Source organism: Pseudomonas sp. NLJ1, assembly GCF_049486705.1.
GTDB classification, from domain to species: Bacteria; Pseudomonadota; Gammaproteobacteria; order Pseudomonadales; family Pseudomonadaceae; genus Aquipseudomonas; species Aquipseudomonas inefficax.
Window position 1 is genome coordinate 1,975,001 of the sequence record NZ_CP137735.1, and the last position, 25,705, is coordinate 2,000,705.

The 25,705-nt window shown below is 62.9% G+C and carries 23 protein-coding genes; 8 read left to right on the plus strand and 15 right to left on the minus strand.

Annotated elements, in window-relative coordinates; genetic code table 11:
• Nucleotides 1–351: 351 nt before the first annotated feature.
• From msrQ to mrcB, 9 genes are all read right to left on the minus strand, one after another.
• Entirely contained in the window at nt 352–963 is a 612-nt protein-coding gene (msrQ, locus tag R9B85_RS08840) for a protein-methionine-sulfoxide reductase heme-binding subunit MsrQ (protein ID WP_252379218.1), read from the minus strand.
• Nucleotides 963–1,976 carry a protein-methionine-sulfoxide reductase catalytic subunit MsrP gene (gene msrP / locus R9B85_RS08845; protein WP_112250067.1) on the minus strand — a complete coding sequence of 338 codons (1,014 nt, stop codon included), beginning with the start codon at nt 1,974–1,976 and terminating at the stop codon, nt 963–965. Before msrP ends, msrQ begins: the two co-directional genes overlap by 1 nt.
• A gap of 79 nt (nt 1,977–2,055) precedes the next feature.
• Entirely contained in the window at nt 2,056–2,907 is an 852-nt protein-coding gene (gene pssA / locus R9B85_RS08850) for a CDP-diacylglycerol--serine O-phosphatidyltransferase (RefSeq protein ID WP_009685387.1), read from the minus strand.
• Nucleotides 2,908–3,057: 150 nt separating this feature from the next.
• Nucleotides 3,058–4,074, minus strand: a complete 1,017-nt coding sequence (gene ilvC, locus R9B85_RS08855; protein WP_054885606.1) for a ketol-acid reductoisomerase — start codon at nt 4,072–4,074, stop codon at nt 3,058–3,060.
• 55 nt (nt 4,075–4,129) lie between these two features.
• Entirely contained in the window at nt 4,130–4,621 is a 492-nt protein-coding gene (gene ilvN / locus R9B85_RS08860) for an acetolactate synthase small subunit (protein ID WP_003250040.1), read from the minus strand.
• A gap of 1 nt (nt 4,622) precedes the next feature.
• On the minus strand, nt 4,623–6,347 hold the full coding sequence (locus tag R9B85_RS08865) for an acetolactate synthase 3 large subunit (protein WP_423770979.1): 1,725 nt from the start codon (nt 6,345–6,347) through the stop codon (nt 4,623–4,625).
• Nucleotides 6,348–6,755: 408 nt separating this feature from the next.
• The gene (locus tag R9B85_RS08870) at nt 6,756–7,088 is read right to left on the minus strand and encodes a YqcC family protein (RefSeq protein WP_112250065.1); all 333 of its coding nucleotides are present in this window, start codon (nt 7,086–7,088) and stop codon (nt 6,756–6,758) included.
• Nucleotides 7,088–7,906 carry a tetratricopeptide repeat protein gene (locus tag R9B85_RS08875; protein ID WP_207877306.1) on the minus strand — a complete coding sequence of 273 codons (819 nt, stop codon included), beginning with the start codon at nt 7,904–7,906 and terminating at the stop codon, nt 7,088–7,090. Before R9B85_RS08875 ends, R9B85_RS08870 begins: the two co-directional genes overlap by 1 nt.
• 15 nt (nt 7,907–7,921) lie before the next feature.
• Nucleotides 7,922–10,243 (minus strand): penicillin-binding protein 1B, encoded by a 2,322-nt coding sequence (gene mrcB, locus R9B85_RS08880; RefSeq protein ID WP_112250061.1) that lies wholly within the window; start codon nt 10,241–10,243, stop codon nt 7,922–7,924.
• 116 nt (nt 10,244–10,359) lie between these two features.
• On the opposite strand from mrcB, the gene R9B85_RS08885 reads away from it, so the two are divergent.
• Both R9B85_RS08885 and R9B85_RS08890 read left to right on the plus strand, forming a co-directional pair.
• Nucleotides 10,360–11,922: an AAA family ATPase gene (locus R9B85_RS08885; protein WP_207877304.1), complete on the plus strand. Its 1,563-nt coding sequence runs from the start codon at nt 10,360–10,362 to the stop codon at nt 11,920–11,922.
• 240 nt (nt 11,923–12,162) lie between these two features.
• On the plus strand, nt 12,163–12,441 hold the full coding sequence (locus R9B85_RS08890; protein ID WP_013974260.1) for a TfoX/Sxy family protein: 279 nt from the start codon (nt 12,163–12,165) through the stop codon (nt 12,439–12,441).
• 179 nt (nt 12,442–12,620) lie between these two features.
• Here the strand turns inward: R9B85_RS08890 and R9B85_RS08895 are convergent, their stop codons facing one another.
• The 4 genes from R9B85_RS08895 to R9B85_RS08910 form a co-directional block, all read right to left on the minus strand.
• Nucleotides 12,621–13,502 (minus strand): ChaN family lipoprotein, encoded by an 882-nt coding sequence (locus R9B85_RS08895; protein WP_252379221.1) that lies wholly within the window; start codon nt 13,500–13,502, stop codon nt 12,621–12,623.
• A gap of 167 nt (nt 13,503–13,669) precedes the next feature.
• Entirely contained in the window at nt 13,670–14,437 is a 768-nt protein-coding gene (locus R9B85_RS08900) for a heme ABC transporter ATP-binding protein (RefSeq protein ID WP_423770980.1), read from the minus strand.
• Nucleotides 14,437–15,420, minus strand: coding sequence for a FecCD family ABC transporter permease (locus tag R9B85_RS08905; RefSeq protein WP_181457303.1), 984 nt, complete (start codon nt 15,418–15,420; stop codon nt 14,437–14,439). Before R9B85_RS08905 ends, R9B85_RS08900 begins: the two co-directional genes overlap by 1 nt.
• Before the next feature lie 50 nt (nt 15,421–15,470).
• Nucleotides 15,471–16,355 carry a heme/hemin ABC transporter substrate-binding protein gene (locus R9B85_RS08910; protein WP_112250051.1) on the minus strand — a complete coding sequence of 295 codons (885 nt, stop codon included), beginning with the start codon at nt 16,353–16,355 and terminating at the stop codon, nt 15,471–15,473.
• Nucleotides 16,356–16,503: 148 nt separating this feature from the next.
• On the opposite strand from R9B85_RS08910, the gene R9B85_RS08915 reads away from it, so the two are divergent.
• Complete coding sequence (locus tag R9B85_RS08915; RefSeq protein WP_112250049.1) at nt 16,504–16,821, plus strand: Rieske (2Fe-2S) protein; 318 nt, start codon at nt 16,504–16,506, stop codon at nt 16,819–16,821.
• Here the strand turns inward: R9B85_RS08915 and sfsA are convergent.
• Nucleotides 16,811–17,524: a DNA/RNA nuclease SfsA gene (gene sfsA / locus R9B85_RS08920; protein WP_112250047.1), complete on the minus strand. Its 714-nt coding sequence runs from the start codon at nt 17,522–17,524 to the stop codon at nt 16,811–16,813. The two genes, R9B85_RS08915 and sfsA, sit on opposite strands and share 11 nt — an antisense overlap.
• Complete coding sequence (locus R9B85_RS08925; protein WP_112250045.1) at nt 17,524–18,696, minus strand: pyridoxal phosphate-dependent aminotransferase; 1,173 nt, start codon at nt 18,694–18,696, stop codon at nt 17,524–17,526. Before R9B85_RS08925 ends, sfsA begins: the two co-directional genes overlap by 1 nt.
• A gap of 210 nt (nt 18,697–18,906) precedes the next feature.
• Between R9B85_RS08925 and dksA the strand changes: the two genes are divergently transcribed.
• The 5 genes from dksA to R9B85_RS08950 all read left to right on the plus strand — a co-directional run bounded on the left by dksA (nt 18,907) and on the right by R9B85_RS08950 (nt 25,133).
• Nucleotides 18,907–19,353 carry an RNA polymerase-binding protein DksA gene (gene dksA, locus R9B85_RS08930; RefSeq protein WP_016501618.1) on the plus strand — a complete coding sequence of 149 codons (447 nt, stop codon included), beginning with the start codon at nt 18,907–18,909 and terminating at the stop codon, nt 19,351–19,353.
• A gap of 64 nt (nt 19,354–19,417) precedes the next feature.
• Complete coding sequence (gene gluQRS / locus R9B85_RS08935; RefSeq protein WP_423770981.1) at nt 19,418–20,305, plus strand: tRNA glutamyl-Q(34) synthetase GluQRS; 888 nt, start codon at nt 19,418–19,420, stop codon at nt 20,303–20,305.
• Between the two features lie 245 nt (nt 20,306–20,550).
• Nucleotides 20,551–20,727, plus strand: coding sequence for a hypothetical protein (locus tag R9B85_RS08940; RefSeq protein ID WP_003250005.1), 177 nt, complete (start codon nt 20,551–20,553; stop codon nt 20,725–20,727).
• Complete coding sequence (locus R9B85_RS08945; RefSeq protein ID WP_181457301.1) at nt 20,711–23,686, plus strand: sensor histidine kinase; 2,976 nt, start codon at nt 20,711–20,713, stop codon at nt 23,684–23,686. The genes R9B85_RS08940 and R9B85_RS08945 overlap by 17 nt, the downstream gene beginning before the upstream one ends.
• A gap of 4 nt (nt 23,687–23,690) precedes the next feature.
• A complete protein-coding gene (locus R9B85_RS08950) occupies nt 23,691–25,133 on the plus strand; it encodes a sigma-54-dependent transcriptional regulator (RefSeq protein WP_112250041.1) in 1,443 nt (480 codons plus the stop codon).
• The last annotated feature ends 572 nt before the right edge of the window (nt 25,134–25,705 follow it).

A 25,705-nucleotide genomic window follows, 5' to 3' on the forward strand; every position in this document is an offset into this window, starting at 1 on the left:
CCTTCAGCGCCTGTGAGATCGAGCGCCGCCCGCGCGGCGCTTCGCGGGGCAAGCCCGCTCCCACATTTGTTGCAACGTGGCCATGCCTGTGAGGGCATGGTTGTCAGCCTTGTTGGCATGGCTGGATCTCGGGGGTGGGCATTGATGCCGCCCCACCTGCCTCAAGACGAGCACCAAGGCGGGCAACCATGGCCTGGCAGGTTCGGCACGTTGCAACAAATGTGGGAGCGGGCTTGCCCCGCGATGCGCCGCGCGGGCGGCGCCCGATCTCACAGGCGCCAGAAAACTCAAGCCAGGCACATCTCAAAGCCAATACTATCCCAAGACAGGCACCTAGCAGCCCCACCCCGCTCAAACCACCCTCCCCTGCCTCCGTCCAACCCTGGGCAGCACCCGCGAAACCGCGGGAACCCGCAACACCATCAACACAGCCCCAATAAACGCATAGATCGCCCACTCCCGCAGATCCGAGCGCACGATCCACAAGAAATGCAGCAACCCCAACCCAAGTATCACGTACACCAATCGGTGCAGCTTCTTCCAACGCGCACCCAACCGCCGCTGGCTATACCGATTCGAGGTAACCGCCAGGGCCAGCAGCCCAAGAAACCCAAGCGCACCCACAATAATGTAAGGCCGCTTGCGCAACTCAACCGTCAGCTGCCCCCAGTCCAGCCCAAGGATAAAGAACAGGTAAGCCAGGATGTGCAGCACGATATAGGCAAACACCCATAACCCCAGTTGCCGGCGCACCACGATCCAGCCCGACCACCCCGTCAGCTTCTGCAGCGGCGTCATGCCCAAGGTAACCAGCAGGAAGGTCAGCGCACCGAGCCCGAGACGATCCATCATGATCTTCCCGGGATCAGGCCCCAGCAGATTCATCGCCGCCTCATACAACCACCACGCCGGGAACAGGCACCCCACGATGAAGATGGCCAGACGAAACCAGGGGTAACGCATCAATAGTTCTTCCGCAGATCAAGCCCGGTATACAGCGACGCCACTTCATCGGCATAGCCATTGAACATCTGGGTTTCCCGCACATTGGGACTGAACAGCCCGCTGGGCAGCCGCCGTTCACGCGCCTGGCTCCAACGGGGGTGGTCGACCGTCGGGTTCACATTGGCATAGAACCCATATTCATCCGGCGCCAACCCTTCCCAGGTGGTGCCTGGTTGCTCGGCCACCAGGCTGATACGCACGATCGACTTGATGCTCTTGAAGCCATACTTCCACGGCACCACCAGCCGCAACGGAGCGCCATTCTGGTTGGGCAGCTCCCGGCCATACATGCCAACCGCCAGGATCGCCAAAGGATGCATCGCCTCATCCAGACGCAAGCCTTCTCTATAAGGCCAGTCGATCAAGGCGAACCCCGAACGCTGCCCCGGCATGTGCTCTGGGTCTTTCAGGGTTTCGAAGCGCACATAGCGCGCCTTGGACGTCGGTTCGACCTGCTTGAGCACCTGCGCCAACGGGAAGCCCAGCCACGGAATGACCATCGACCAAGCCTCCACGCAACGCAGCCGATAGATGCGCTCCTCAAGCTGATACGGCTTGACGAAGTCTTCCAGTGCATAGCGCCCCGGCTTACCTACCTCTCCATCGACAACAACACTCCACGGCTCGGTTTTCAGACTGTCGCCATTGGCTGCCGGGTCGCCCTTGTCGGGCCCGAACTCATAGAAGTTGTTGTAGTGGGTGGCATCCTTGAACGGTGTGATTGCTTCGCCCGTGACCGTTACCGCCTGCCATCGGGCGGCCGCAAGCTTTTCATTGAACCAGCCAGGCGCCCTGCCCACCTCGACATCGGCGTAACGGCTGGCTTCAGTTGCACGCGCCATGCTCGGCAAGGCGCCCAGGGCCAAGCCAGCCAACGAGCCACCCAGCAGGGTACGACGGGAGAGGTAGATGCCTTCGGGGGTGATCTCCGATGCCTTGCACTCGGAAGACCTGGGTAGCTTGATGAGCATGAGCGGCTCCACAGCACTGGATAACGGATGTACCAGTAAGACTATGGAGCCGGCGGGTTATTCCAGCATTAAATGATTGTCACGCTTTGCGACGGCGCGACTTCAGCAGGAACTGGATAGGCCCCGAAGCCGCATAGGCGAGGAAGATCAGCAGCAAGATGCGAGGCGGGTCGCTGAACACCACGGCAAACACCAGCACCACGGCCAGAATCGCTACAAACGGTACACGGCCCTTGAGGTCCAGCTCCTTGAAGCTGTTGTACTTGATATTGCTGACCATCAACATACCGGCCGCGGCCACCAGCAGCGCCACCAGGAACGACAGCTTGGAGCCCTGGATGCCGTAGTCGCTGAACGCCCACACGGTACCAGCGACCACACCCGCGGCAGCCGGGCTGGCCAGGCCGATGAAGTAGCGCTTGTCGGCGGTGCCGACCTGGGTATTGAAACGTGCCAGGCGCAGTGCTGCACCGGCCACATAGATGAAGGCGACCATCCAGCCGACCTTGCCCATGTCGCCAAGCGCCCAGCCAAAGGCGAGCAAAGCCGGAGCCACACCGAAGGCGACCATGTCCGACAGCGAGTCGTACTCGGCACCAAAGGCGCTTTGGGTGTTGGTCATACGCGCAACACGGCCATCGAGGCCGTCGAGCACCATGGCCACGAAGATGGCGATGGCGGCGAAGGCAAAGTACTTGCTCGCCTCGCGCGGGTCTCCGGCGCTCAGGGCGCTCTGCGCGCTCATCGAGCTGATGATGGAATAGAAACCGGCAAACAGGTTGGCGGTGGTAAACAGGTTGGGCAGCAGGTAGATGCCACGGTGGCGCACCTTGCGCCCTTCGGCGTCATGCCCTTCTTCAACGTGCTCATCGACAGGTAGCAGGCTTTCGGCGTCGGAGGGCTTGTTCGGCTCTTCGGGACGTTCGCTCATGGAGGGTACCTTGCAACAGGATGGAAAATGTTCGACACGGGCCTGCAAAACAGGTTCTGACGGCAGGCCACTGGTCTGCTTTATACCAGAAGCTGACAGTCAGAACGAAAAAACGCGGCCGAAGCCGCGTTTTTCATCTTTCGATAAGACTCAGTTCTTGGTCTTGTCGACGATTTTGTTAGCCGAGATCCACGGCATCATCGAGCGCAGTTGCTCGCCGATGATCTCGATGCCGTGAGCGGCGTTGTTGCGGCGCTTGGCAGTCATCGATGGGTAGTTGGTAGCACCTTCGGAGATGAACATCTTCGCGTACTCGCCGTCCTGGATGCGCTTCAGGGCGTTGCGCATGGCCTTGCGGGATTCTTCGTTGATGACTTCCGGACCGGTTACGTACTCACCGTACTCGGCGTTGTTGGAGATCGAGTAGTTCATGTTGGCGATGCCGCCTTCGTACATGAGGTCAACGATCAGCTTCAGCTCGTGCAGGCACTCGAAGTAGGCCATTTCCGGCGCGTAGCCAGCTTCGACCAGGGTCTCGAAACCAGCCTTGACCAGCTCGACGGTACCGCCGCACAGAACGGCCTGCTCACCGAACAGGTCGGTTTCGGTTTCGTCCTTGAAGGTGGTTTCGATGATGCCGGTACGGCCGCCGCCTACGCCCGAAGCGTACGACAGGGCAACGTTCTTGGCATTGCCGGAAGCGTCCTGGTAGATGGCGATCAGGTCAGGGATACCGCCGCCTTTGACGAACTCGGAGCGCACGGTGTGGCCAGGTGCCTTCGGCGCGATCATGATCACGTCGAGGTCGGCACGCGGAACGACCTGGTTGTAGTGGATCGCGAAGCCGTGGGAGAAGGCCAGGGTAGCGCCCTTCTTGATGTTCGGCTCGATTTCCTGCTTGTACAGCTGGCCCTGGAACTCGTCCGGGGTCAGGATCATGACCAGGTCGGCAGCAGCGACGGCAGAGGCAACGTCGGTCACTTTCAGGCCATGGGCTTCTGCCTTGGCAACGGTGGCCGAACCTTTACGCAGACCGATGGTGACATCTACACCGGAGTCCTTCAGGTTGCACGCCTGAGCGTGGCCCTGGGAACCGTAACCGATGATGGCGACTTTCTTACCCTGGATGATGGAAAGGTCGCAGTCTTTATCGTAGAAAACTTTCATGAAAATACCCCTGGTTATATCTCGGCCCCTGCGGAGCCATCGCTAATTTTTGAATTTAGATGCTGAGCACTTTGTCGCCACGGGCAATGCCGGTAACGCCGCTGCGCACGGTTTCGAGAATCGATGCAGTGCCGATCGCCTGGATGAAGCTGTCCAGTTTGTCGCTGGTGCCGCTCAGCTGTACGGTGTACACGCTGGCGGTCACATCGACGATCTGGCCACGGAAGATATCCGTGGTGCGCTTGATCTCGGCGCGCTGGGCACCGGTGGCCTTGACCTTGACCAGCATCAGTTCACGCTCGATGTGAGCGCTTTCCGACAGGTCGACGAGCTTGACCACTTCGACCAGCTTGTTCAGGTTCTTGGTGATCTGTTCGATCACTTCGTCATGGCCAACGGTGGTCAGCGTCAGACGCGACAGGGTCGGGTCTTCGGTCGGCGCCACGGTCAGGCTTTCAATGTTGTAGTTTCGCTGGGAGAACAGGCCGACCACGCGGGACAACGCACCTGGTTCGTTTTCCAGCAGCAGGGAGATGATGTGCCGCATATCAGGTACGCTCCGTCTTGCTCAGCCACATGTCACGCATCGAGCCATCCTTGATCTGCATCGGATAGACGTGCTCACTGCGGTCAACCGCGATGTCGATAAAGACCAGGCGGTCCTTCATCGCAAACGCTTCTTCCAGCTTCGGCTTGAGGTCCTTCAGGCTGGTGATGCGGATACCCACATGGCCATAGGCCTCGGCCAGCTTGATGAAGTCAGGCAGCGACTCGACGTACGAGTGCGAGTGACGACCGTTGTAGGCCATGTCCTGCCACTGGCGGACCATGCCCAGCACACCGTTGTTCAGGTTGACGATCTTCACCGGCAGGCCGTACTGCATGCAGGTGGACAGCTCCTGGATGTTCATCTGGATGCTGCCTTCACCGGTCACGCAGGCCACGTCCTGATCCGGGAAGTTGAGCTTGACGCCCATCGCCGCCGGGAAGCCGAAGCCCATGGTGCCCAGGCCACCGGAGTTGATCCAGCGGTTCGGCTTGTTGAAGCGGTAGTACTGCGCCGCGAACATCTGGTGCTGGCCAACGTCGGAGGTGACGAAGGCATTGCCATTGGTCACTTCGCACAGGGTCTCGATGACTTTCTGCGGCTTGATGACATTGCCGTCGCCCTTGTCGTAGGGGAACAGCTCGCCATCGCCACGCCATTCGTCGATCTGCTTCCACCAGGCATCCAGCGCCGCCTTGCCAGGCTGCTCGCCGATTTCCTTGAGGATGCCGAGCATTTCGCTGAGCACGCTGTCGACGGGGCCGACAATCGGCACGTCGGCCTTGATCATCTTGGAGATAGACGCCGGGTCGATGTCGATGTGGATGATCTTGGCGTTCGGGCAGAACTTGGCCGGGCCGTTGACCACGCGATCGTCAAAGCGAGCACCGACGGCGAAGATGACGTCGGCATTGTGCATGGCCATGTTGGCAGTGAAGCTGCCGTGCATGCCCAGCATGCCGAGGAACTGGCGGTCGGTACCCGGGAAGCCACCCAGCCCCATCAGGGTATTGGTGACCGGCAGGTTCAGCGACTTGGCGATTTCGGTCAGGGCTTCGGAGCCACCACCGAGGATCACGCCGCCACCGGAGTAGACGATCGGGCGCTTGGCCGCCAGCAGCATCTCGGCCGCCTTGCGGATCTGGCCGGAGTGGCCGCGTACCGCCGGGCTGTAGGAGCGCAGCTTGACCTTTTTCGGGTAGACGTATTCGAACTTCTCTGCCGGGTTGGTCATATCTTTTGGAATGTCGACCACGACCGGGCCTGGGCGACCGGATTGCGCCAGGTAGAATGCTTTTTTCAAGACTTCGGGGATTTCGCTGGCATGCTTGATCATGAAGCTGTGCTTCACGATCGGCCGCGAAATACCGATCATGTCGGTTTCCTGGAAGGCATCGGTACCCACCATGGTGCTAGGCACCTGGCCGGACAGGATGACCATCGGAATCGAGTCCATGTAGGCGGTGGCAATACCGGTAATGGCATTGGTCGCGCCCGGGCCGGAGGTTACCAGCACCACGCCGGCCTTGCCGGTGGCGCGAGCGTAGCCGTCCGCCATATGGGTAGCTGCCTGCTCATGACGAACCAGGATGTGCTCGACTTCCGGTTCCTTGAACAGCGCGTCGTAAACATGCAGGAGAGCACCACCAGGGTACCCGTAGATGTGCTTAACGCCTTCGTCACGCAAGAAGCGGACGACCATCTCAGCGCCAGATAAAAGCTCCACGTTGTTCACCTCTAAAACGCCAGAATACCGTCCTCACTGGACGGGTCTTAATAGGTTTACTGCCAAGCAGAGCATGAGCGAACGTCAGCACTGACTGAGCAAGTATTGGGAGCGCCCCAGAGTGTTGCGGGGTTTTCCCACCCAGCGCGAGGTAACGCGTTGCGGGGTGTAACAGGTCGGCGCGGGTGTGCGCCTCATGATCTGCTTAGCGGGTCTGCTTCTGGCAGTCCCTCTACAGCGGAGATTGGATTCTTCTGATTCGGCGCCAACAAGTCAAGAAAAATTATTGCCAATTTTTCCCCAAGATGAATTCCTGCCACCACTAAAAATCGCTTCAGCAGCAGAATAAATAAGATTTCCACAAAAAAGGGCCACAATCTGCGGCCCTTGAAGGAAAAACTGAAGAAATCAGGCGGAAGGAGCAATCAATTGATCAAATGCTGCCAACAGGCGGCGTAGCTCACGACTTTGCTCTGGCCGGTCGGTAAACACGGTTTCGGCCATGACCAGGATGCCGGAGGCGTTGGGCAGCGGGTGGCCCAGCTCGATGATGATCTTCATGCGCGGCAGGAAGATCCATTGCAGCCACTGCTCGAAACTGAGGGTATCGACAGCGAAAGGCACAGCACTGGCCAGTGCCTCGTCGCTTGGCGGCTCGTCATCCCACCAGCCTTGCACCTGCAGCTCACGCTCGATCAGCAGCAGGTGGTCGGCAATATCCAGAATGCGCTGCTCGATCATCACGAATTGACCCGTGCCTTTTGCCGGGCCAGGGCGGCACCAGCGCTGTCACCCTGCTTCTCGCGGGCCTGGGCGATGGTGTTCCACAGCTCGGCCTGCAGGCTCGGGCGGCCGTTGGCGTAAGTCAGGGCACGACGCGCCAACTGCTCGGCCTGCGGCGCATCACCTTGCGACAGGCGCACCTGGGCCAGGCGGTACAGCACCTGCGGCTCGCGTGGGGCAATGCGCTGGGCACGCTCCAGGCTCGAGGCGGCACCGTTGAAGTCACCACTGCCTTGCTGAGTCTTCGCAGTGGTCAGCAGGGCCAGCACCGGGCCGTCCAGCTGCTCGTCGGCCGACAGGCCACCTGCAGTGGCGCTGCTACGCGGAATACCAGTTGGCGCGCTGGTGCTTTGCGGGGCGCTGGTCATCGCCGCGATGTCGAAGGGTTCGTCGGCGATCGGGTTGGGGTTGGTGGTCATAGGTGCCGAACTGACCGGTTCGGTGGTAATCGGTCCTGGAGTGATCGGCCCCGGGGTAATCGGCGAGGTGCTGATCGGCGCCGCGCCATTTGCCGCCGGGAACGTCTGGATGCTCGAAGCACCCGCGCCCTGCGGGATCATCACGGTGACGCCCGAGTCCTCAGGCAGCGTTTGTGCCTGCGCGGTGCCCGCGTTATAGCCACCGGCAGAGCGGTTGGCCGTCACGCGTTCGCTGTTGGACACGCGGGTGCTCGAGTCGACCACCGGAATATTGCCGCGTGGGACGCTGGCGCACCCCTGGAGCACAGCCAGCGCCGTCACGGCAGGAAACAGCCACTTGTTCACGTCACACCTCATCAATGCAGCCTGTGCTTAATTCATCCAGCCCTTGACCCAGTCCATGACCGATTCAACTGGATCCTGCTCGCCGCCACAGGCCGCGCCGGCGGGCGGTTCACTCCCGCGAATATACGGCATCTGCACCGCTCCCGGACAGCTGCCATCAGACCCGTGGCCACTGTACGGGTCGATCCAGGCCTGCACCACGTTGTCCGGTTGCGGCATGTCCAGCGGCAGCGGGTCGGCCTTTTTCATGAAGCTGGTCCATACCTGCAGGGCACCGGTAGCACCGGTAAATGGCGTCTTGCCATTATCGTCGCGGCCCATCCATACCACGGCCAGCAGGTCCTGACTGAAGCCGGAGAACCAGCTGTCACGCGAATCGTTACTGGTACCGGTCTTGCCCGCCAGGGTGAGATTGCGCGGCAACGTGTTGTACACCGAGCGGCCTGTGCCTTCGCGCATCACCCGCTGCATGGCGTTCTGCACCAGGTAGATAGCCCCCGGGTCGAAAGTTTGCTGGATCTGGAACGGGTAGCGCTTGAGCGGCTCGCCCTCGGCGGTCAGCACGCTGCGGATACCGCGCATCGGGGTGTTGAAGCCGCCATTGGCGATGGTCTGGTACATGGTCGCGACCTGCATCGGCGACATGCCACCGGCACCCAGCAGCATGGCCGGGAAGGCTGGCCAGTCGACATTCACACCCAGCCGGCCAATGGTCTTGATCACATTGGGCACGCCCACATCCAGGCCGATCTTGGCTGTCGACAGGTTGTAGGAATTGGCCAGCCCCTGGTACAGGTAGATGGTGCCGTGCGGGCGGCGGTCGTAGTTTTGCGGGCGCCAGACCTGGCCGTCGGCACCTTTGACCGAGAACGGTTCGTCCTGCACCAGGCTGGTCAGGGTGTACCTGGTCGGCTGCTCCAGCGCGGTCAGGTACACCGCTGGCTTGACCAGCGAGCCAATCGGCCGCACGGCATCGATGGCGCGGTTGAAGCCGGCAAAGCCGGCCTGGCGGCTGCCGATCAGTGCCTGCACTTCACCGGTTTCCGGGTTGGTCACGACCATCGCCGACTCAACCTCGTCCGCCCCCTTGCGGCCCGCCAGGCGCTTGAAGGTCTCGCTCATCGAGGTTTCGGCCTTCATCTGCAGGATCGGGTCGAAGCTGGTGAAGATGCGCAGGCCTTCTTCGGTCAAGTCTTCATCGCGGTAGTCCTGGCGCAGCTGACGCTTGACCAGGTCGAGGAACGCCGGGAACGAGCTGTCGGCCAGGCTGCCGCGCTTGGTCACGCCCAGCGGCATCTTCTTCGCTGCATCGACTTCTGCCTGGCTGGCCACGCCCTGCTCGGCCACCAGGTCGAGTACCAGGTTGCGGCGGGCCAGGGCGCGGTCGGGGTAGCGACGCGGGTTGTAATAGGACGGCCCCTTGACCATGCCCACCAACAAGGCGATCTGGTGCAATTTCAGCTCCGACAGCGGTTGGCTGAAGAAGAACTGGCTGGCGAGGCCGAAGCCGTGCACCGCACGCTGGCCATCCTGGCCGACGAACACCTCGTTCAGGTAGGCCTCGAGGATCTCGCGCTTGTCGTAGTGCAATTCCAGCAGCACGGCCATCATCGCCTCGGTCAGCTTGCGGCTGAGGCTGCGCTCGCTGGTGAGGTAGAAGTTCTTCACCAGCTGCTGGGTCAGGGTACTGCCACCCTGACGCATGGAACCTGCCGAGGTGTTGACCCACATGGCCCGGGCGATGGACTTCGGAGACACCCCGAAGTGGCTGTAGAAGTCGCGGTCTTCCGTCGCCACCAGGGTTTCGAGCAGGTACGGCGGCACCTGGTCGATCTTGATCAGGATGCGGTCTTCGAGGTTTTTCGGATAGATGCCGCCGATCATCAACGGCTCCAGGCGCACTACGTCGAGCGTCTTGCCGTTGGCGCCGGAAAGGCCCGCCACGTAATCGCCGGAGAAGCGCACACGCACGAACTGCGCCGGCTCCATGCCCTCGTAGAACTGGAAGCCACGGGTATTGAGCTCGACGGTATTGCCGTTGACTGCCGCCGCGCCCGGGCCGTTGGCCGCGCTTTCACGCCGGTAGCCGAGCGCATCCAGCTCGGTGAGGAAGTCGTTCTTGCTCAGTTTCTGGCCGGTGAACAGCTCCAGCGGCCGGGCATACACCTTGGCGGGAATGGTCCAGCGCTTGCCGGAAAACTTTTCCTGGACGACGGCATCGAGGTAAACCGCGAAGCCGGCGACGATCACCAAACCGACCAGGCTGAGCTTCAAAGCCCAGCCCAGCCAGGCGCGGGAGCGGCCGGTCGGGCGTTTCTGAGGGGTACGGGGATTTCGGGTTCGGGTCATGGCGGCGGATTATACGCACTTTATAAAGGCTGGGCAGACGCCCCCGGCGGTAGGCAGGGACGGCACCATTGACCATAATGGCGCATTCGAATTCCCTGCCCCCGGAAGGATTTCCCGTGAGCCAAGCCCTTATCACTGCGTTGCAGAACCCAGCCCTGTACCCTCACCCCGTGGATGGGTTCCAGCTCATCGAGACGCATATCTCCTGGGTCCTGCTCACCGGCGAGTATGCCTACAAGATCAAGAAACCGATGAACTTCGGCTTCCTCGACTTCACCGGCCTGGACCAGCGCCAGCATTTCTGTAACGAAGAATTGCGCCTGAACCAGCGCCTGACCGAAGGCCTGTACCTGGAAGTGTTGCCGATCACCGGTAGCGTCGACGCACCGCAGATCGGTGGTGAAGGCGAAGCCATTGAATACGTGCTGAAGATGCGTCAGTTCCCCCAGGGGCAGATGCTCAACACCCTGCAGGCCAACGGCGAACTGAACGCCGCGCACATCGACCAGATGGCCCGGCAGATCGCCGAGTTCCACCTGCAGGCCCCACGCGTGCCGGTGGAGCACCCACTGGGCACGCCGGACAGCGTTATGGCACCGGTGGAGCAGAACTTCGAGCAGATTCGCCCGTTCCTCAGCGACAAGGCCGACCTGCAGCAACTCGACGCCCTGCAGGCCTGGGCACGCAGCAGCTTCGAGCGCCTGCATGGCCTGCTGGAAAAGCGCAAGGCCAATGGTTTCATCCGTGAATGCCACGGTGACATTCACCTGGGCAACGCCACCCTGATCGACGGCAAGGTGGTGATCTTCGACTGCATCGAGTTCAACGAACCGTTCCGCCTGACCGACGTTTACGCCGATACCGGCTTCCTCGCCATGGACCTGGAAGACCGCGGCCTTAAATGCCTGGCCCGGCGTTTCATCAGCCAGTACCTGGAACTGACCGGCGACTACGAAGGCCTGGAACTGCTCAACTTCTACAAAGCCTACCGAGCACTGGTGCGGGCCAAGGTGGCGCTGTTCAGCATGCCGGCCGATGCCGATGGCGTGCAGCGCGCCACCACCCTGCGCACCTACCGCAACTATGCCAACCTGGCAGAAAGCTACAGCGCCATCCCGTCGCGCCTGCTGGCCATTACCCACGGTGTTTCGGCGGTGGGCAAAAGCCACGTGGCCATGCGCATGGTCGAGGCCCTGGGCGCCGTCCGCGTGCGTTCGGATGTGGAGCGCAAACGCCTGTTCGGCGAACAGCAGCAGGCTGACGCTGGCTTGCTGAGTACCGGCATCTATGACCAGGACGCCAGTGTCGCGACCTACCAGCGCCTGCACGAGGTGGCGGCAACCGTGCTGCGAGCCGGCTTCCCGGTGGTGCTGGATGCCACCTACCTCAAGCGCGATCAGCGCCAGGCCGCGGCGAACATCGCCAGCCAGACCGGCGTGCCGTTCCTGATCCTCGACTGCCACGCGCCGGATGCGGTCATCGCCAGCTGGCTGGAGCAGCGCCGGGCAGAAAACACCGACCCGTCGGATGCCACCGTGGAAGTGGTCAAGGCCCAGCAGGCCAGCCGTGAGCCGCTGGATGCACAGGAGCTGGTGCAGAGCACTCGCGTCGATACCCAGAGTGCCGGGAGCATGGATCAGGTGATCGAGCAGATTCGCCAGCGCTTGCCTGGGCTGTAAGTTCAGCGTTTTCCTGGGCCGGCCTCTTCGCGGGTAAACCCGCTCCCACAAGGTTATCTGCAAGCCTCACGACAGACGCAGTACCTGTGGGAGCGGGTTCACCCGCGAAGAGGCCGGCCCAGGACATCTCGTCGCCCCCCATGGCAAAAGGCCGCGCATTTCCCATCCCCCGCTACACTCCTCTCTGACCTGCTCGCGATTTATCCCCCAATCCCCGTTCAGCCATCGCAAGGAGGCTCGATGAACGATGAATTGCAGCATCTGAAGAACCTTGGCAAGACCTCTGCGCAGTGGCTGCATGCAGCCGGCATCCACAGTGCATCGGATTTGCGCCGCCTGGGCGCGGTGGGTGCTTACCAGGCCGTGAAGACACGAGGGTTCCGCGCATCGAAGGTGCTGTTGTATGCCATTGAAGGCGCCCTGCTGGACATGCACTGGAACGATTTGCCGCTAGAGCGCAAAGAAGCGCTCAACCAACAACTGGATGCGAAAAGCCCTGCGCAAAAAAATCAGAAATAATCCCGAGAAGGGGATTGACGCAGTAATGAGAATCGTTATGATTATCACAACTGGTCGCGAGACTGGTTGGATAACCTAAGAGCCCCTGGTTCGGACTCTCAGATTATCTCCTCATCAGGCTAATCACGGTTATTGACCCGGCAATTTGCCGGGTCTTTTTTTGCCTTTTTGCAGCCCTGTCACCGCAGTTGCGCGCAATAGTCCTGCTCCGGCATCGCTGCCGTGTACCACACAAAATCAGCCTCGCCTGCCTCGACCTGCTCACCGACCTCTGCCAACAGCAGTACCTTGCTCTCCCCCTGCGCTTGCAGGTCAGCCAGGTGCAACGGTACACCCAGGTCCTTGCGCACGTGATAAGCCCCAGCCAGCAGCAGTGCCGGCTGCGGCGCCGCCAGCAAGCGCTCGGCCATGCGCCGGTCGCGCTGCTGCTGCACGGCCAGCATCGCCGGCAACTGGCTTTCTGGCAGCATCCCGCAATGCCCGGCACGCACATGCTCCAGCAAGGCGGCCTTGACCGTCGGCGCATTGGAGCGTTCGCCCGGTAACGAAGCTGGCTGTCGATAGGCCTGGCGCATCTCGCCGGGCGAGAGGTTGGCGGCCAGCACAGGCACCCGCTGCTGCAAAGCCTCAGTCACGATTGGCCCGTACAGCTGCCAGTCCCAGCCGTCCTGCCAAGCCAGGGCCTTGGGCAGGTCTGCCGGCAAAGGTTGCCCCGCCAGCTTGTCCAGTAGCGGTTGCTGCTCGGGCTGCAGCATTTCCAGCAGCAGGCTGCCCTGCACACGTTGGCCTTGCAGGGCGCGCAGCAGCCACAGCTGCAGTGCGTGATGGTCGGGGTTGTCGTGTTTCTCGCCGACCAGTACCCGGGGGGCGGTAGACAGGCGCTGCACCAGTTGCTCAGGGCTGATCAGCTGGCCATCAGCGAGATCGACGATATGCCCCAGGTCGGCGTGGCTACGCCCCTCACTGCTCTGCCAGCCGGGCAGCGGTGGCAGGCTGGCCTGGCAGCCACCCAGGACCAGGGCCAGGCATAGCGAGAAAGCGGACAGCAGCGGATGGCGCATGGGCAGTACCTCCATTCATGGCCTGCACGAGCCTTTGTAGGAGCGGCCTTGTGTCGCGAAAGGGCCGCAAAGCGGCCCCAGATTTTTAGCAGTGATGCACAAATTGCCGGGGCTGCTCTGCAGCCCTTTCGCGACACAAGGCCGCTCCTACAAAGATCGCGCCGGCGTTAGCGGGTGATGATCAGCGGATGCCCACGCTCCGGGTGCGCCTGTACCAGCACATCGATCCCGTAAACCGCCTTCAACGCCGCCGGCGTCAGCACGGCTTCAGGTGCGGCAAAGGCATGGCAGTGCCCCTGCTCCAGCAGCAGGATACGGTCACAGTAGCGCGCCGCCAGGTTCAGGTCATGCAGGATCACCAGCACTGCAGCGCCACGCTCGGCAAAGCGGCGCACGGCCTCCAGGGTGGTGTGCTGGTGCAACGGGTCGAGCATCGAGGTTGGCTCGTCGAGCAGCAGTGTGGTGCCCGCCTCGCCCGGCCAAAGCTGCGCCAGCACCCGAGCCAGGTGCACCCTCTGCCGCTCGCCGCCAGACAACGCCAGGTAACTGCGCTCCACCAGGTGCCAGGCATCCGCCGCACGCAGGGCCGCTTCGACGATTTCTGCGTCGCGCCGCTGCCCGGTGCCATGGGGCATGCGCCCCATCCCCACCACTTCCTCGACCCGGAACGAGAACCCGAGGCTGGACACCTGCGGCAACACCGCCAGACGCCTGGCCCGTTCCTGTCCGGCCCAGTCGGCCAGTGGCCTGCCCTCTAACCTCACCTGCCCGCGATCGGGTACCAGTTCACCACACAGTACACCCAGCAGGCTGCTCTTGCCGGCACCGTTGGGGCCGAGCACGCCCACCACCTGCCCCGGGCTCAGTTGCAGATGAATGCCGTGCAGCACTTCGTTGCTGCCCCGCCGCAAGTACAGCCCCTCGGCTTGCAACATCAGCTGCGTCCTCGTATCAGCAGGAACAGGAAGAACGGCGCACCGATAAAAGCCGTGACGATGCCAATCGGCAGCTCTGCAGGCGCCAGCAGCAGCCGCGCCGCCAAATCGGCGAACAGCATCAGCACGCCGCCCGCCAACAAGGAAGCTGGCAGCACCACCCGGTGATCAGGCCCGGCCAGCAGGCGCACCAGGTGCGGCACCACCAGGCCGATGAAGCCGATCAGCCCCGCTGCCGCTACCGCCGCCCCCACACCCAGCGCCGTGCAGAACACCAGCTCGCGCTTGAGCCGCTCCACATCGATACCCAAGTGACGCGCTTCCGACTCTCCCAGCAGCATGGCATTCAACGCCTTGGCCCGACGTGGCAGCCACACCGCCACGCCCGTAGCCACCAGCAGCAATGGCCACAGCCGCTGGTAACTGGCGCCATTGAGGCTGCCCAGATTCCAGAAGGTCAGCGTGCGCAACGTGGCGTCGTCGGCCAGGTAGGAGAACAGCCCCACGGCAGCACCGCCCAGCGCGGTCATGGCCACACCGGCCAGCAGCATCGTGGCGACGTTGGTCTGGCCATCACGCCGGCCCAGGCGATATACCAGCGCAGTCACACCCAACCCGCCGATGAAAGCACACAGCGACAACAGGTAAGGGGCAAGCATATCCGGCAAACCGCCCAGCCAACTGCCGCCAACGATGGCCACTGCCGCGCCCACCGCCGCCCCGGCCGCAACCCCTACCAGCCCGGGGTCGGCCAGCGGATTACGGAACAGCCCCTGCATGGCCACACCGGACAACGCCAGCACCGCGCCCACCGCCAGCCCCAGCAAGGTGCGCGGCAGGCGAATCTGGCCGAGGATCATCTCGGCCTGCTGCAGGCCATCAGCGGCAATGGGCAGGCCCAGCAGGCGCAGGCCGGCACGCAGGGTATCGAACAGCGGCAGGCTGACTGGCCCCAGGGCCAATGACAACCACATCGCCAACAGGCACAACAGGCTCAGGCAAACGAACAGCGTGCGTGGCTGGACCCGCTGCTTCATTGGGCGAGACTGGCCTTGGCAGCAGGGTAAAAGGTGGTTGCCAACGACTGCAGGGTTGCCGGCAAGCGTGGCCCGAGCCCGCCGACCAGCAGTGTTGGATCAAGCGATACCAGGCGCTTCTCGCGTACGGCGCGCGAGGCCGCCAGCGCAGGGTTTTCTTTCAGCAACGCCTGCAGGGCCTGCTCATCGGCCAGAGCGCGGTCGGAAAACACGATCACATCCGGGTCCAGAGCCGCTAGTGCTTCGCTGGAGAAATTCTTGTAGCCCTGATGTTCTGCCAGGTTGCGCCCGCCTGCCTGGCTCAGCAGCCAATCACCGGCGGTACCCTGCCCGGCGATCAGCGGCCTGGCGCCGGCATGCCCGACCAGCAGCAATACCCCTGGCGCCTTTTGCCCGGCCTGGGCCTGCCTGACCTTGGCTTGCATGGCATCGAGCTGCTGGTGGTAGCCCGATGCCAACACGGCGGCCTGCTGCTCTGCGCCCAGCAATTGCCCCAGATGCTTGAGGTTTTCATCCACCGCCGCCAGCTCGGCCTTGCTGGAGAACAGTTCGACCCGCACGCCAGCCTTGCGGATTTGCGCCAGTACCGGTGGCGGCCCCATTTCCTCGGTGCCTACCAGCACATCCGGGCGCAGGCTGAGAATGCCTTCCGCAGACAGCTGCCGCTGGTAGCCGACACTGGGCAGTGACTTCAGCGATGGCGGATGCTGGCTGGTAGTGTCCACACCCACCAACCGCGCTTCACCACCCAGCGCGCTGATCCATTCGCTCAGTGCACCACCAGCGCTGACCCAACGCTGCGGCAGCTCGGCGGCCAGGGCCTGGGTGGAGAGCACAAGGCTCGCGCACAGGGCGAGCAAGGCGACGGGACGGCGCATCATCGGGTTCCTTCTGCAGACGGGCCGCGCGCCTTGTGGCGAGCGACGGAACTGCGCACCATAGGCAGCCGGGCGCAGCGAATGCGGGCAATTTGATAATTATTCGCATTGAAGCGTCAAGCCAACACTTGTTTCACGAGTCGTCCTTGCCATGCACTTCCTTTGTACCTCCCACGGTCTGGCCGAAGGCCAAGGCCGCGCCTTCAGCGTAGACGGCATCGAACTGTTCGGCGTGCGCCGCCAAGGCCGAGTGTATCTCTACCGCAACCATTGCCCGCACCGCGGCATCCCGTTGAACTGGGCGGAAGATGCATTTCTCGATGACAGCGCCAGCCTGATCCACTGCGCCCATCATGGCGCGCTGTTCCTGATCGAAAGCGGCGAATGCGTGGCCGGGCCGTGCGAGGGCGAACAACTGCAGGCCCTGGGCTGCCATGAGGACAGCCAGGGCATCTGGTTCAAGGGGTAAGCAGCACCGGCAGGCGGCGGTCGATGACGATACCTTCGGCGTCCAGGCGTGTGCCGTAGGCCAGCACCTCCACCCCTTCTGCCACCGCCGCGCGCAGGGCCTGGGCATAGGCCGCATCGATCTCCTCGGCCGGGCGCACCGCGTCGATACCGGTTAGGTTCACGCAATACAGCTGTACCGCCCGCACGCCCTGCCTGGCCAGCTTCGCCAGCTCGCGCAGGTGCTTGGCACCGCGCTGGGTCACCGCATCAGGGAAGGCCGCGACCGTGCTGCCTGGGTAGCCCAGGGTCACGCTCTTGACCTCGACATAGGCCGGGGCACCGTCGAACTCCAGGCGAAAGTCGATGCGGCTGCCTTCCTCGCCGTAGGCCACTTCACGCCTTAGAGCACTGAAGCCGGCCAGTTCGGCGATAATGCCGGCATGCAGGGCCTCTTCGACCAGCGTATTGGCCCGCCCGGTGTTCACACAGGCCAGCCGCCCCTGCGGGGTTTCGCTGATTTCCCAGGTGCCCGGCAGCTTGCGTTTGGGGTCGTTGGAGCGGCTGAACCACACCTGCCCGCCTTCACGCATGCAGTTGAGCATGGAGCCGGTGTTCGGGCAGTGGATGGTCAGTTGTTCGCCGCCGGTCAGTTCGATATCCGCCAGAAAGCGTTTGTAGCGGCGCAGCAGACGGCCTTGTTCGAGTGGAGGATAAAACTGCATCAGCCTTGCCAGCTCCGCAGGCCGCGGGCAATGCGCTGCACCGCTTCTTCCAGGCGCGGCAGGCTCTGGGTGTAGGCAAAGCGCACATGGTGACCGGCCAGGTGACGGCCAAAATCCAGGCCTGGAGTGAACGCCAGGTGTTCGGTCTCCAGGAAGTGCCGGCAGAAGGCAAAGGCGTCACCGCCGAAGGCACTGATGTCGGCATACAGGTAGAACGCCCCCTGCGGCTCGACGGCAATGCGGAAGCCCAGTTCGCGCAGGGCGGGCAACAGGTAGTCGCGGCGGCGGGCGAACTCGGCGCGGCGCTCCTCGAAAATGGCCAGGGTTTCGGGCTGGAAACACGCCAGGGCGGCATGCTGGGCCATGCTTGGCGCACTGATGTACAGGTTTTGAGCCAGCTTCTCCAGGTCGGCAACCGCGCCAGGAGGTGCCACCAACCAGCCAAGGCGCCAACCGGTCATGCCGAAATACTTGGAAAAACTATTCAGGACGAATGCCGAGTCGTCCACTTCCAGCACGCTGGGGGCGTCCATGCCGTAGGTCAGGCCATGGTAGATCTCGTCCACCACCAGATGGCCGTGGCGCTCGTGGGTGGCCTTGGCAAGGCCGGCCAGCTCGTCACGCCCCAGCACGGTGCCAGTCGGGTTGGCCGGCGAGGCGACCAGGGCACCGACCGTGTCCTTGTCCCAGTAGCGGTCGACAAGGTCGTCGGTCAGCTGGTAATTCACCTCCGGGCCCACCGGCACCAGCTGCGCCCCGCCCTCGACCAGGCGCAGGAAGTGACGGTTGCACGGGTAGCCCGGGTCGGCCAGCAGCCAGTGCTTGCCTGGGTCGACCAGCAGGCTGCTGGCCAGCAGCAGCGCACCGGAGCCGCCTGGGGTAATGAGAATGCGCTCAGGGTCTATGCCCAGGCCATAGCGCTGGGCATAAAAGCCGGCAATCGCTTCGCGCAGAACCGGCAGGCCGCGTGCGGCAGTATAGCGGGTATGCCCGGCGGCCAGCGCGGCCTGGCCAGCAGCGACGATAGGCGCGGCGGTGGTGAAATCCGGCTCGCCGATTTCCAGGTGGATCACGTCGTGCCCCGCCGCCTGCAGCTCGTTGGCCCGGGCAAGCAGCGCCATTACATGAAAGGGTTCAATGGCGCGGCTGCGCGCGCTGTAGGGATGGGCCATGACCTTCTCTCAATAGCGACTAAACTGGAGATTCTACCCCTGCAAACGATCGAACGTCCCGCCCAGGTCAGTGTCAATAAGCAGGATCGGGCGGGCTAGCGCACCCCCGATCTATCTGGTAAGTTCGGCGGCTCGCAGTCGCAGGGCCGGCGGTCGCCGGAGATGGAGCATCCTGCGCATTGGATCAGATGAGTGAGAGGCGGTCTATTCATGTCCACCGTAGAAAAGCAAAAAACCGGTCAAACCATGTACGGTGTCGAGCCCTATAAAGAGACCAAGGGCGAAGAGTACATGGGTGAGCCCATGAAGAAGCATTTCACCAAGCTTCTCAACGCCTGGAAAGGCGAGCTCATGCAGAGTGTGGATCGCACCGTAGACCACATGAAGGATGAAGCTGCGAACTTCCCGGACCCGGCCGACCGCGCCAGCCAGGAAGAAGAATTTGCTCTGGAGCTGCGCAACCGTGACCGCGAGCGCAAGCTGATCAAGAAGATCGACAAGACCCTGCAAAAGATTCAGGACGAAGACTACGGCTGGTGCGAATCGTGCGGCATCGAGATCGGCCTGCGCCGCCTGGAGGCGCGCCCTACCGCCGACCTGTGCTTCGACTGCAAGGAAATAGCCGAGAAAAAGGAAAAGACAGTCGGCAAAGGCTGATCTTTCTTTCCACCTGAACGGGGCGCATCATGCGCCCCGTTTCATTTATATGCCCAGCCTGAACATGACCGACTCAAGCTACATCGGGCGTTTCGCCCCCACCCCCAGCGGCTTCCTGCACTTCGGCTCGCTGGTCGCCGCCCTCGCCTCCTGGCTCGATGCCCGCGCCGTGAAAGGCCGCTGGCTGCTGCGCATGGAAGACACCGACCCGCCTCGGGAAATGCCCGGCGCCCGCGATGCCATCCTGCAGACCCTGGAGCGTTACGGCCTGGAGTGGGACGGCGAAGTGGTGTTCCAGAGCCAGCGGCACGATGCCTATGCTGCGGTCGTCGACCGCCTGTTCAATATGGGCCTGGCCTACGCCTGCACGTGCTCGCGCAAGCAGCTGGAGGGTTACAACGGCATCTACCCGGGGCTTTGCCGCAATGCCGGGCATGCTCGGAATGGCGCGGCGATCCGCCTGCGCGTGCCGGAGCTGATCTACCGCTTTACCGACCGCGTGCAGGGCGAGTTCCAGCAGCACCTGGGGCGTGAAGTGGGCGACTTCGTCATTCAGCGTCGCGACGGGCTGTATGCCTACCAGCTGGCGGTGGTACTGGACGATGCCTGGCAAGGTGTTACCGACATCGTGCGTGGCGCCGACCTGCTCGACAACACCCCGCGCCAGCTGTACCTGCAAGAGTTGCTGGGCTTTTCGCAGCCGCGCTACCTGCATATCCCGTTGATCGTGCAGCCGGACGGGCACAAGTTGGGCAAGTCGTACCGCTCGCCGCCGTTGCAGGCGGACCAGGCGACACCGCTGTTGCTGCGGGCGCTGCGGGCGTTGGGGCAGGAGGCAGACCCCGAGTTGCTGCTGGCAACGCCGGCTGAGGTGCTGGCGGTAGCTCGCAAGCAGTGGAAGCCCGAGGCGATTGCACAGCGGACCACGGTGCCAGAGGCTGATTTGCGCTGAGGCAGGCCCGGCCCCTTCGCGGGTAAACCCGCTCCCACAGGGTCCTAACCAAACCTGAGGAAAGCGCATTACCTGTGGGAGCGGGTTCACCCGCGAAGAGGCCGGCACAGGCAACCCACCCCGCAAAAACAAAAGCCCAATAAATTCAACCTCTTGGCGAACACCATGGATTCCCGCTAGCATCCCCCCAGCCATTTGCGCCAATAATAAGTCCAAGCCCGCAGCGCCCAACCATCGAGGCCAGCATGTACATCTATCGTTTGGTCCTGCTTCTGGTCGTGGGGATCTACCTGTTCTCCCCGGCCATCATGGACTGGTGGATCGAACCGACCGGAGCCTGGTATCGCCCTTACCTGCTCTGGCTGATCCTGATCGTCGTCACCTTCATCCTGCAGAGCCAACGAGATGCCGATGAGCTTTAGCCTGACCCAGATGATCCTGATCAGCGCCGCGTACCTCATGGTGCTGTTCGGCGTGGCCTGGATCAGCGAGCGGGGGTTGATCCCGCGCTCGATCATTCGCCACCCGCTCACCTACACCCTGTCGCTGGGCGTGTACGCCAGTGCCTGGGCCTTCTATGGCTCGGTGGGCCTGGCCTACCAGTACGGCTACGGCTTCCTTGCCTGTTATCTGGGGGTGTCCGGCGCGTTCCTGCTGGCGCCGGTGCTGCTCTACCCGATCCTCAAGATTACCCGCACCTACCAGCTGTCATCGCTGGCGGACCTGCTGGCATTCCGCTTCCGCAGTACCTGGGCCGGCGCGCTGACCACCATTTTCATGCTGATTGGCGTGCTGCCCTTGCTGGCCCTGCAGATCCAGGCCGTGGCCGACTCGATAAGCATCCTCACCGGTGAGCCGGTCAAGGCGCGGGTTGCCTTCGCCTTCTGTACGCTGATCATCCTGTTCACCATCTTCTTCGGCTCGCGGCACATCGCCACACGCGAAAAGCACGAAGGGCTGGTGTTCGCCATCGCCTTCGAGTCGGTGATAAAGCTGCTTGCCCTGGGCGGTATCGGCCTGTACGCCCTGTATGGCGTGTTCGGCGGCCCGCACGAGCTGGAAGTGTGGCTGCTGCAGAACCAGACCGCCCTGGCCGCTCTGCATACGCCACTGCAGGAAGGCCCATGGCGCACCCTGCTGCTGGTGTTCTTCGCCTCGGCCATCGTCATGCCGCACATGTACCACATGGCCTTCACCGAAAACCTCAACCCGCGCTCGCTGGTCAGCGCCAGCTGGGGCCTGCCGCTGTTCCTGCTGCTGATGAGCCTGGCCGTGCCGCTGGTGCTGTGGGCCGGCCTGCGCCTGGGCGCCACCACCAACCCTGAGTACTTCACCCTGGGCCTGGGGCTTGCCGCCAACAACCAGGCACTGGCGCTGTTGGCCTACATCGGCGGCTTGTCGGCCGCCAGCGGGCTGATCATCGTCACCACCCTGGCGCTGTCGGGCATGGCCCTGAACCACCTGGTGCTGCCGCTGTACCAGCCGCCGGCCGAAGGCAACATCTACCGCTGGCTGAAGTGGACCCGCCGCGCGCTGATCGTCGCCATCATCACCGCCGGGTTCATGTTCTACCTGACCCAGAACAACCACCAGAGCCTGGCCAACCTTGGCATCGTCGCCTTCGTCGCCACATTGCAGTTCCTGCCGGGCGTGCTGTCGGTTCTGTACTGGCCAACTGCGAACCGCCGTGGCTTCATCGCCGGCTTGCTGGCGGGCACCCTGGTGTGGATGGTGACCATGCTGCTGCCACTGCTGGGCAACCTGCAGGGCTTCTACATCCCGCTGCTGGACATGATCTACGTGCTGGACGACACCAGCTGGCACATGGCGGCCATCGCCTCGCTGGCGGCCAACGTGCTGTTGTTCACCCTGATCTCGCTATTCACCAACGCCAGTACCGAAGAAGTAAGCGCCGCCGAAGCCTGCGCGGTGGACAACGTGCGCCGCCCGCAACGCCGCGAGCTGCACGCCGCCTCGCCACAGGAGTTCGCCACCCAGCTGGCCAAGCCGCTGGGCGCCAAGGCTGCACAGAAGGAAGTGGAACAGGCCCTGCGTGACCTCTACCTGCCTTTCGACGAGCGCCGCCCCTATGCCTTGCGTCGGCTGCGCGACCGCATCGAGGCCAACCTGTCCGGCCTGATGGGGCCGAGCGTGGCCCAGGACATGGTCGAGACCTTCCTGCCGTACAAGTCCGGTAACGAAAACTACGTGACCGAGGACATCCACTTCATCGAAAGCCGCCTGGAAGACTACCACTCGCGCCTGACTGGCCTGGCCGCCGAGCTCGACGCCCTGCGCCGCTACCACCGCCAGACCCTGCAGGAGCTGCCCATGGGCGTCTGCTCGCTGGCCAAGGACCAGGAAATCCTGATGTGGAACAAAGCCATGGAAGAGCTCACCGGCATCGCCGCCAAGCACGTGGTCGGCTCACGCCTGGTTACCATCAGCGAACCTTGGCGCGGCCTGTTGCAAGGTTTCATCAATGTGCCCGACGAGCACCTGCACAAGCAGCGCCTGGCGCTGGACGGCCAGCCGCGCTGGCTGAACCTGCACAAGGCGGCCATCGACGAGCCGCTGGCCCCGGGTAACAGCGGCCTGGTGTTGCTGGTAGAGGACCTTACCGAAACCCAGGCGCTGGAAGACAAGCTGGTGCACTCCGAACGCCTGGCCAGCATCGGCCGCCTGGCCGCCGGGGTGGCCCACGAGATCGGCAACCCGATCACCGGCATCGCCTGCCTGGCGCAGAACCTGCGCGAGGAGCGTGAGGGCGATGGCGAAATCATCGAGCTGTCCAGCCAGATTCTCGAACAGACCAAGCGGGTATCACGTATCGTCCAGTCGCTGATGAGCTTCGCCCATGCCGGCGGCAGCCACCAGAACAGCGAAGAGCCGGTATGCCTGGCCGAAGTGGCGCAGGATGCCATCGGTCTGCTGGCGTTGAACCGGCGCAATTTCGAAGTACAGTTCTTCAACCTCTGCGACCCGGAGCACTGGGCCGAAGGGGACCCGCAGCGCCTGGCCCAGGTGCTGATCAACCTGCTCTCCAACGCCCGCGACGCCTCACCGCCCGGTAGCGCCGTACGCGTGCGCAGCGAAGTCAGCGAACACACCGTCGACCTGATCGTCGAGGATGAGGGCAGCGGGATCCCGAAGAGCATCATGGACCGCCTGTTCGAACCCTTCTTCACCACCAAGGACCCGGGCGAAGGAACCGGACTGGGGCTCGCTCTGGTCTATTCCATCGTGGAAGAGCATTATGGGCAAATCACCATCGACAGCCCGGCCGATATCGAACGGCAACGTGGCACCCGGATCCGCGTGACCCTGCCCCGGCATGTCGTAGCGACGTCCCCTGAAATTCGAGACCGTCGAGAGAATTGAATCAATGCCGCACATTCTGATCGTCGAAGACGAAACCATCATCCGCTCGGCCTTGCGTCGCCTGCTCGAACGGAACCAGTACCAGGTCAGCGAAGCCGGCTCGGTGCAGGAAGCCCAGGAACGCTTCAGCATTGCCACCTTCGACCTGATCGTCAGCGACCTGCGCCTGCCAGGCGCGCCCGGCACCGAACTGATCAAGCTCGGCCAAGGCACCCCGGTGCTGATCATGACCAGCTACGCCAGCCTGCGCTCGGCAGTAGACTCGATGAAAATGGGCGCGGTGGACTACATCGCCAAGCCATTCGACCATGACGAGATGCTGCAAGCGGTGGCGCGTATCCTGCGTGACCGCCAGAACGCCCCGGCTGCTGCTCCAGCGGCCGAGCCACGGGCCACCAACGGCAAGGCCGCCCCGGCCGACAAAGGCAGCGCGGCAGCCGCCAATGGCGAAATCGGCATCATCGGCTCGTGCCCGCCGATGCAGGATATGTACAGCAAGATCCGCAAGGTCGCGCCCACCGACTCCAACGTGCTGATCCAGGGCGAGTCGGGCACCGGTAAAGAGCTGGTTGCACGCGCTCTGCACAACCTGTCGCGCCGGGCCAAGGCGCCGATGATTTCGGTGAACTGCGCGGCCATCCCCGAGACACTGATCGAGTCCGAACTGTTCGGCCACGAGAAAGGCGCGTTCACCGGCGCCAGCGCCGGGCGCGCCGGCCTGGTGGAAGCTGCCGATGGCGGTACCCTGTTCCTCGACGAAATCGGCGAACTGCCGCTGGAAGCCCAGGCCCGCCTGTTGCGCGTGCTGCAGGAAGGCGAGATTCGCCGGGTGGGTTCGGTACAGTCGCAAAAGGTCGATGTACGCCTGATCGCCGCGACCCACCGTGACCTGAAGAACCTGGCCAAGGCCGGCCAGTTCCGTGAAGACCTGTATTACCGCCTGCATGTGATCGCCCTGAAACTGCCTGCCCTGCGCGAGCGCGGCAGCGACGTCAACGAGATCGCCAGCGCCTTCCTCGCCCGCCAGAGCGCGCGCATCGGCCGCGACGACCTGCACTTCTCGGCCGAAGCCGAGCAAGCCATCCGTCACTACAGCTGGCCGGGTAACGTGCGCGAACTGGAAAACGCCGTGGAGCGTGCAGTGATCCTCAGCGAGAGCGCAGAAATTTCCGCCGACCTGCTGGGCATCGACATCGAGCTGAGTGACCTGGAGGATGATGAAATCCTCGACAACGCCTTGGTCGTGGCCAGTGCGACGAATGCCAGCCATGAGCCGACAGAGGACCTGTCGCTGGAGGACTACTTCCAGCACTTCGTGCTCGAACACCAGGACCACATGACCGAAACCGAGCTGGCTCGCAAGCTCGGGGTCAGCCGCAAGTGCCTGTGGGAACGCCGCCAGCGCCTGGGCATCCCGCGGCGCAAGAGCAACGCTACCAGCGAATAAGCGATCTGCCGGGGCGGGAGGTTCCTCCTGCCCCTTCTCTACACAGCCTCCCCGGCCCTTTCGCGGGTAAACCCGCTCCCACAGGTATTACTCCCCTCGGAGAGGGTGAAGTACCTGTGGGAGCGGGCATGCCCGCGAAAGGGCCGGCAAAGCCAGCGCACACACCCCAGGTAACACATCAGCCCCCGCAAAAATCTGTTACCCAAGCTTTCCGCCGTAACAGTTCCCGAGGCGTACGGTAACGAAATTTCGACATTTTCGACCGCTGAAAAACTGCTAGCCCCCTCCAAGTCCTTGATTTTACTGGGTTTGCAAAAGTTGGCACGGCACCTGCTATATGTCTGGTACAAGAACAATAACAAGCACTGCAACTCAGAATAAGAACAAGACGAAACGGCTCACGCACAATAAAAACAAGACGGCGGAGGCGCAGCTAACTGATTCTTTTGGAGAGGATGCGTGTTTGGGGCTTGCCCCACAACCAGGCAGAGAACAATAAAAACTGCACTAAAAAGCAGCGCCTGAACTGGTTGGATCGACAGATCAACGTGACATCAGCGACCAAAGCAATC

Coding starts and splice junctions, on each gene's coding strand:
- ilvN (WP_003250040.1), bottom strand. CDS start 4,621: ATGCGGCACATCATCTCCCTGCTGCTGGAAAACGAACCAGGTGCGTTG.
- R9B85_RS08910 (WP_112250051.1), bottom strand. CDS start 16,355: ATGATGCGCCGTCCCGTCGCCTTGCTCGCCCTGTGCGCGAGCCTTGTG.
- gluQRS (WP_423770981.1), top strand. CDS start 19,418: ATGACCGACTCAAGCTACATCGGGCGTTTCGCCCCCACCCCCAGCGGC.
- R9B85_RS08940 (WP_003250005.1), top strand. CDS start 20,551: ATGTACATCTATCGTTTGGTCCTGCTTCTGGTCGTGGGGATCTACCTG.
- dksA (WP_016501618.1), top strand. CDS start 18,907: ATGTCCACCGTAGAAAAGCAAAAAACCGGTCAAACCATGTACGGTGTC.
- R9B85_RS08915 (WP_112250049.1), top strand. CDS start 16,504: ATGCACTTCCTTTGTACCTCCCACGGTCTGGCCGAAGGCCAAGGCCGC.
- R9B85_RS08950 (WP_112250041.1), top strand. CDS start 23,691: ATGCCGCACATTCTGATCGTCGAAGACGAAACCATCATCCGCTCGGCC.
- R9B85_RS08895 (WP_252379221.1), bottom strand. CDS start 13,502: ATGCGCCATCCGCTGCTGTCCGCTTTCTCGCTATGCCTGGCCCTGGTC.
- R9B85_RS08900 (WP_423770980.1), bottom strand. CDS start 14,437: ATGTTGCAAGCCGAGGGGCTGTACTTGCGGCGGGGCAGCAACGAAGTG.
- R9B85_RS08890 (WP_013974260.1), top strand. CDS start 12,163: ATGAACGATGAATTGCAGCATCTGAAGAACCTTGGCAAGACCTCTGCG.
- pssA (WP_009685387.1), bottom strand. CDS start 2,907: ATGAGCGAACGTCCCGAAGAGCCGAACAAGCCCTCCGACGCCGAAAGC.
- R9B85_RS08875 (WP_207877306.1), bottom strand. CDS start 7,906: ATGAGGTGTGACGTGAACAAGTGGCTGTTTCCTGCCGTGACGGCGCTG.
- R9B85_RS08925 (WP_112250045.1), bottom strand. CDS start 18,696: ATGGCCCATCCCTACAGCGCGCGCAGCCGCGCCATTGAACCCTTTCAT.
- R9B85_RS08870 (WP_112250065.1), bottom strand. CDS start 7,088: ATGATCGAGCAGCGCATTCTGGATATTGCCGACCACCTGCTGCTGATC.
- ilvC (WP_054885606.1), bottom strand. CDS start 4,074: ATGAAAGTTTTCTACGATAAAGACTGCGACCTTTCCATCATCCAGGGT.
- sfsA (WP_112250047.1), bottom strand. CDS start 17,524: ATGCAGTTTTATCCTCCACTCGAACAAGGCCGTCTGCTGCGCCGCTAC.
- R9B85_RS08945 (WP_181457301.1), top strand. CDS start 20,711: ATGCCGATGAGCTTTAGCCTGACCCAGATGATCCTGATCAGCGCCGCG.
- msrP (WP_112250067.1), bottom strand. CDS start 1,976: ATGCTCATCAAGCTACCCAGGTCTTCCGAGTGCAAGGCATCGGAGATC.
- mrcB (WP_112250061.1), bottom strand. CDS start 10,243: ATGACCCGAACCCGAAATCCCCGTACCCCTCAGAAACGCCCGACCGGC.
- msrQ (WP_252379218.1), bottom strand. CDS start 963: ATGCGTTACCCCTGGTTTCGTCTGGCCATCTTCATCGTGGGGTGCCTG.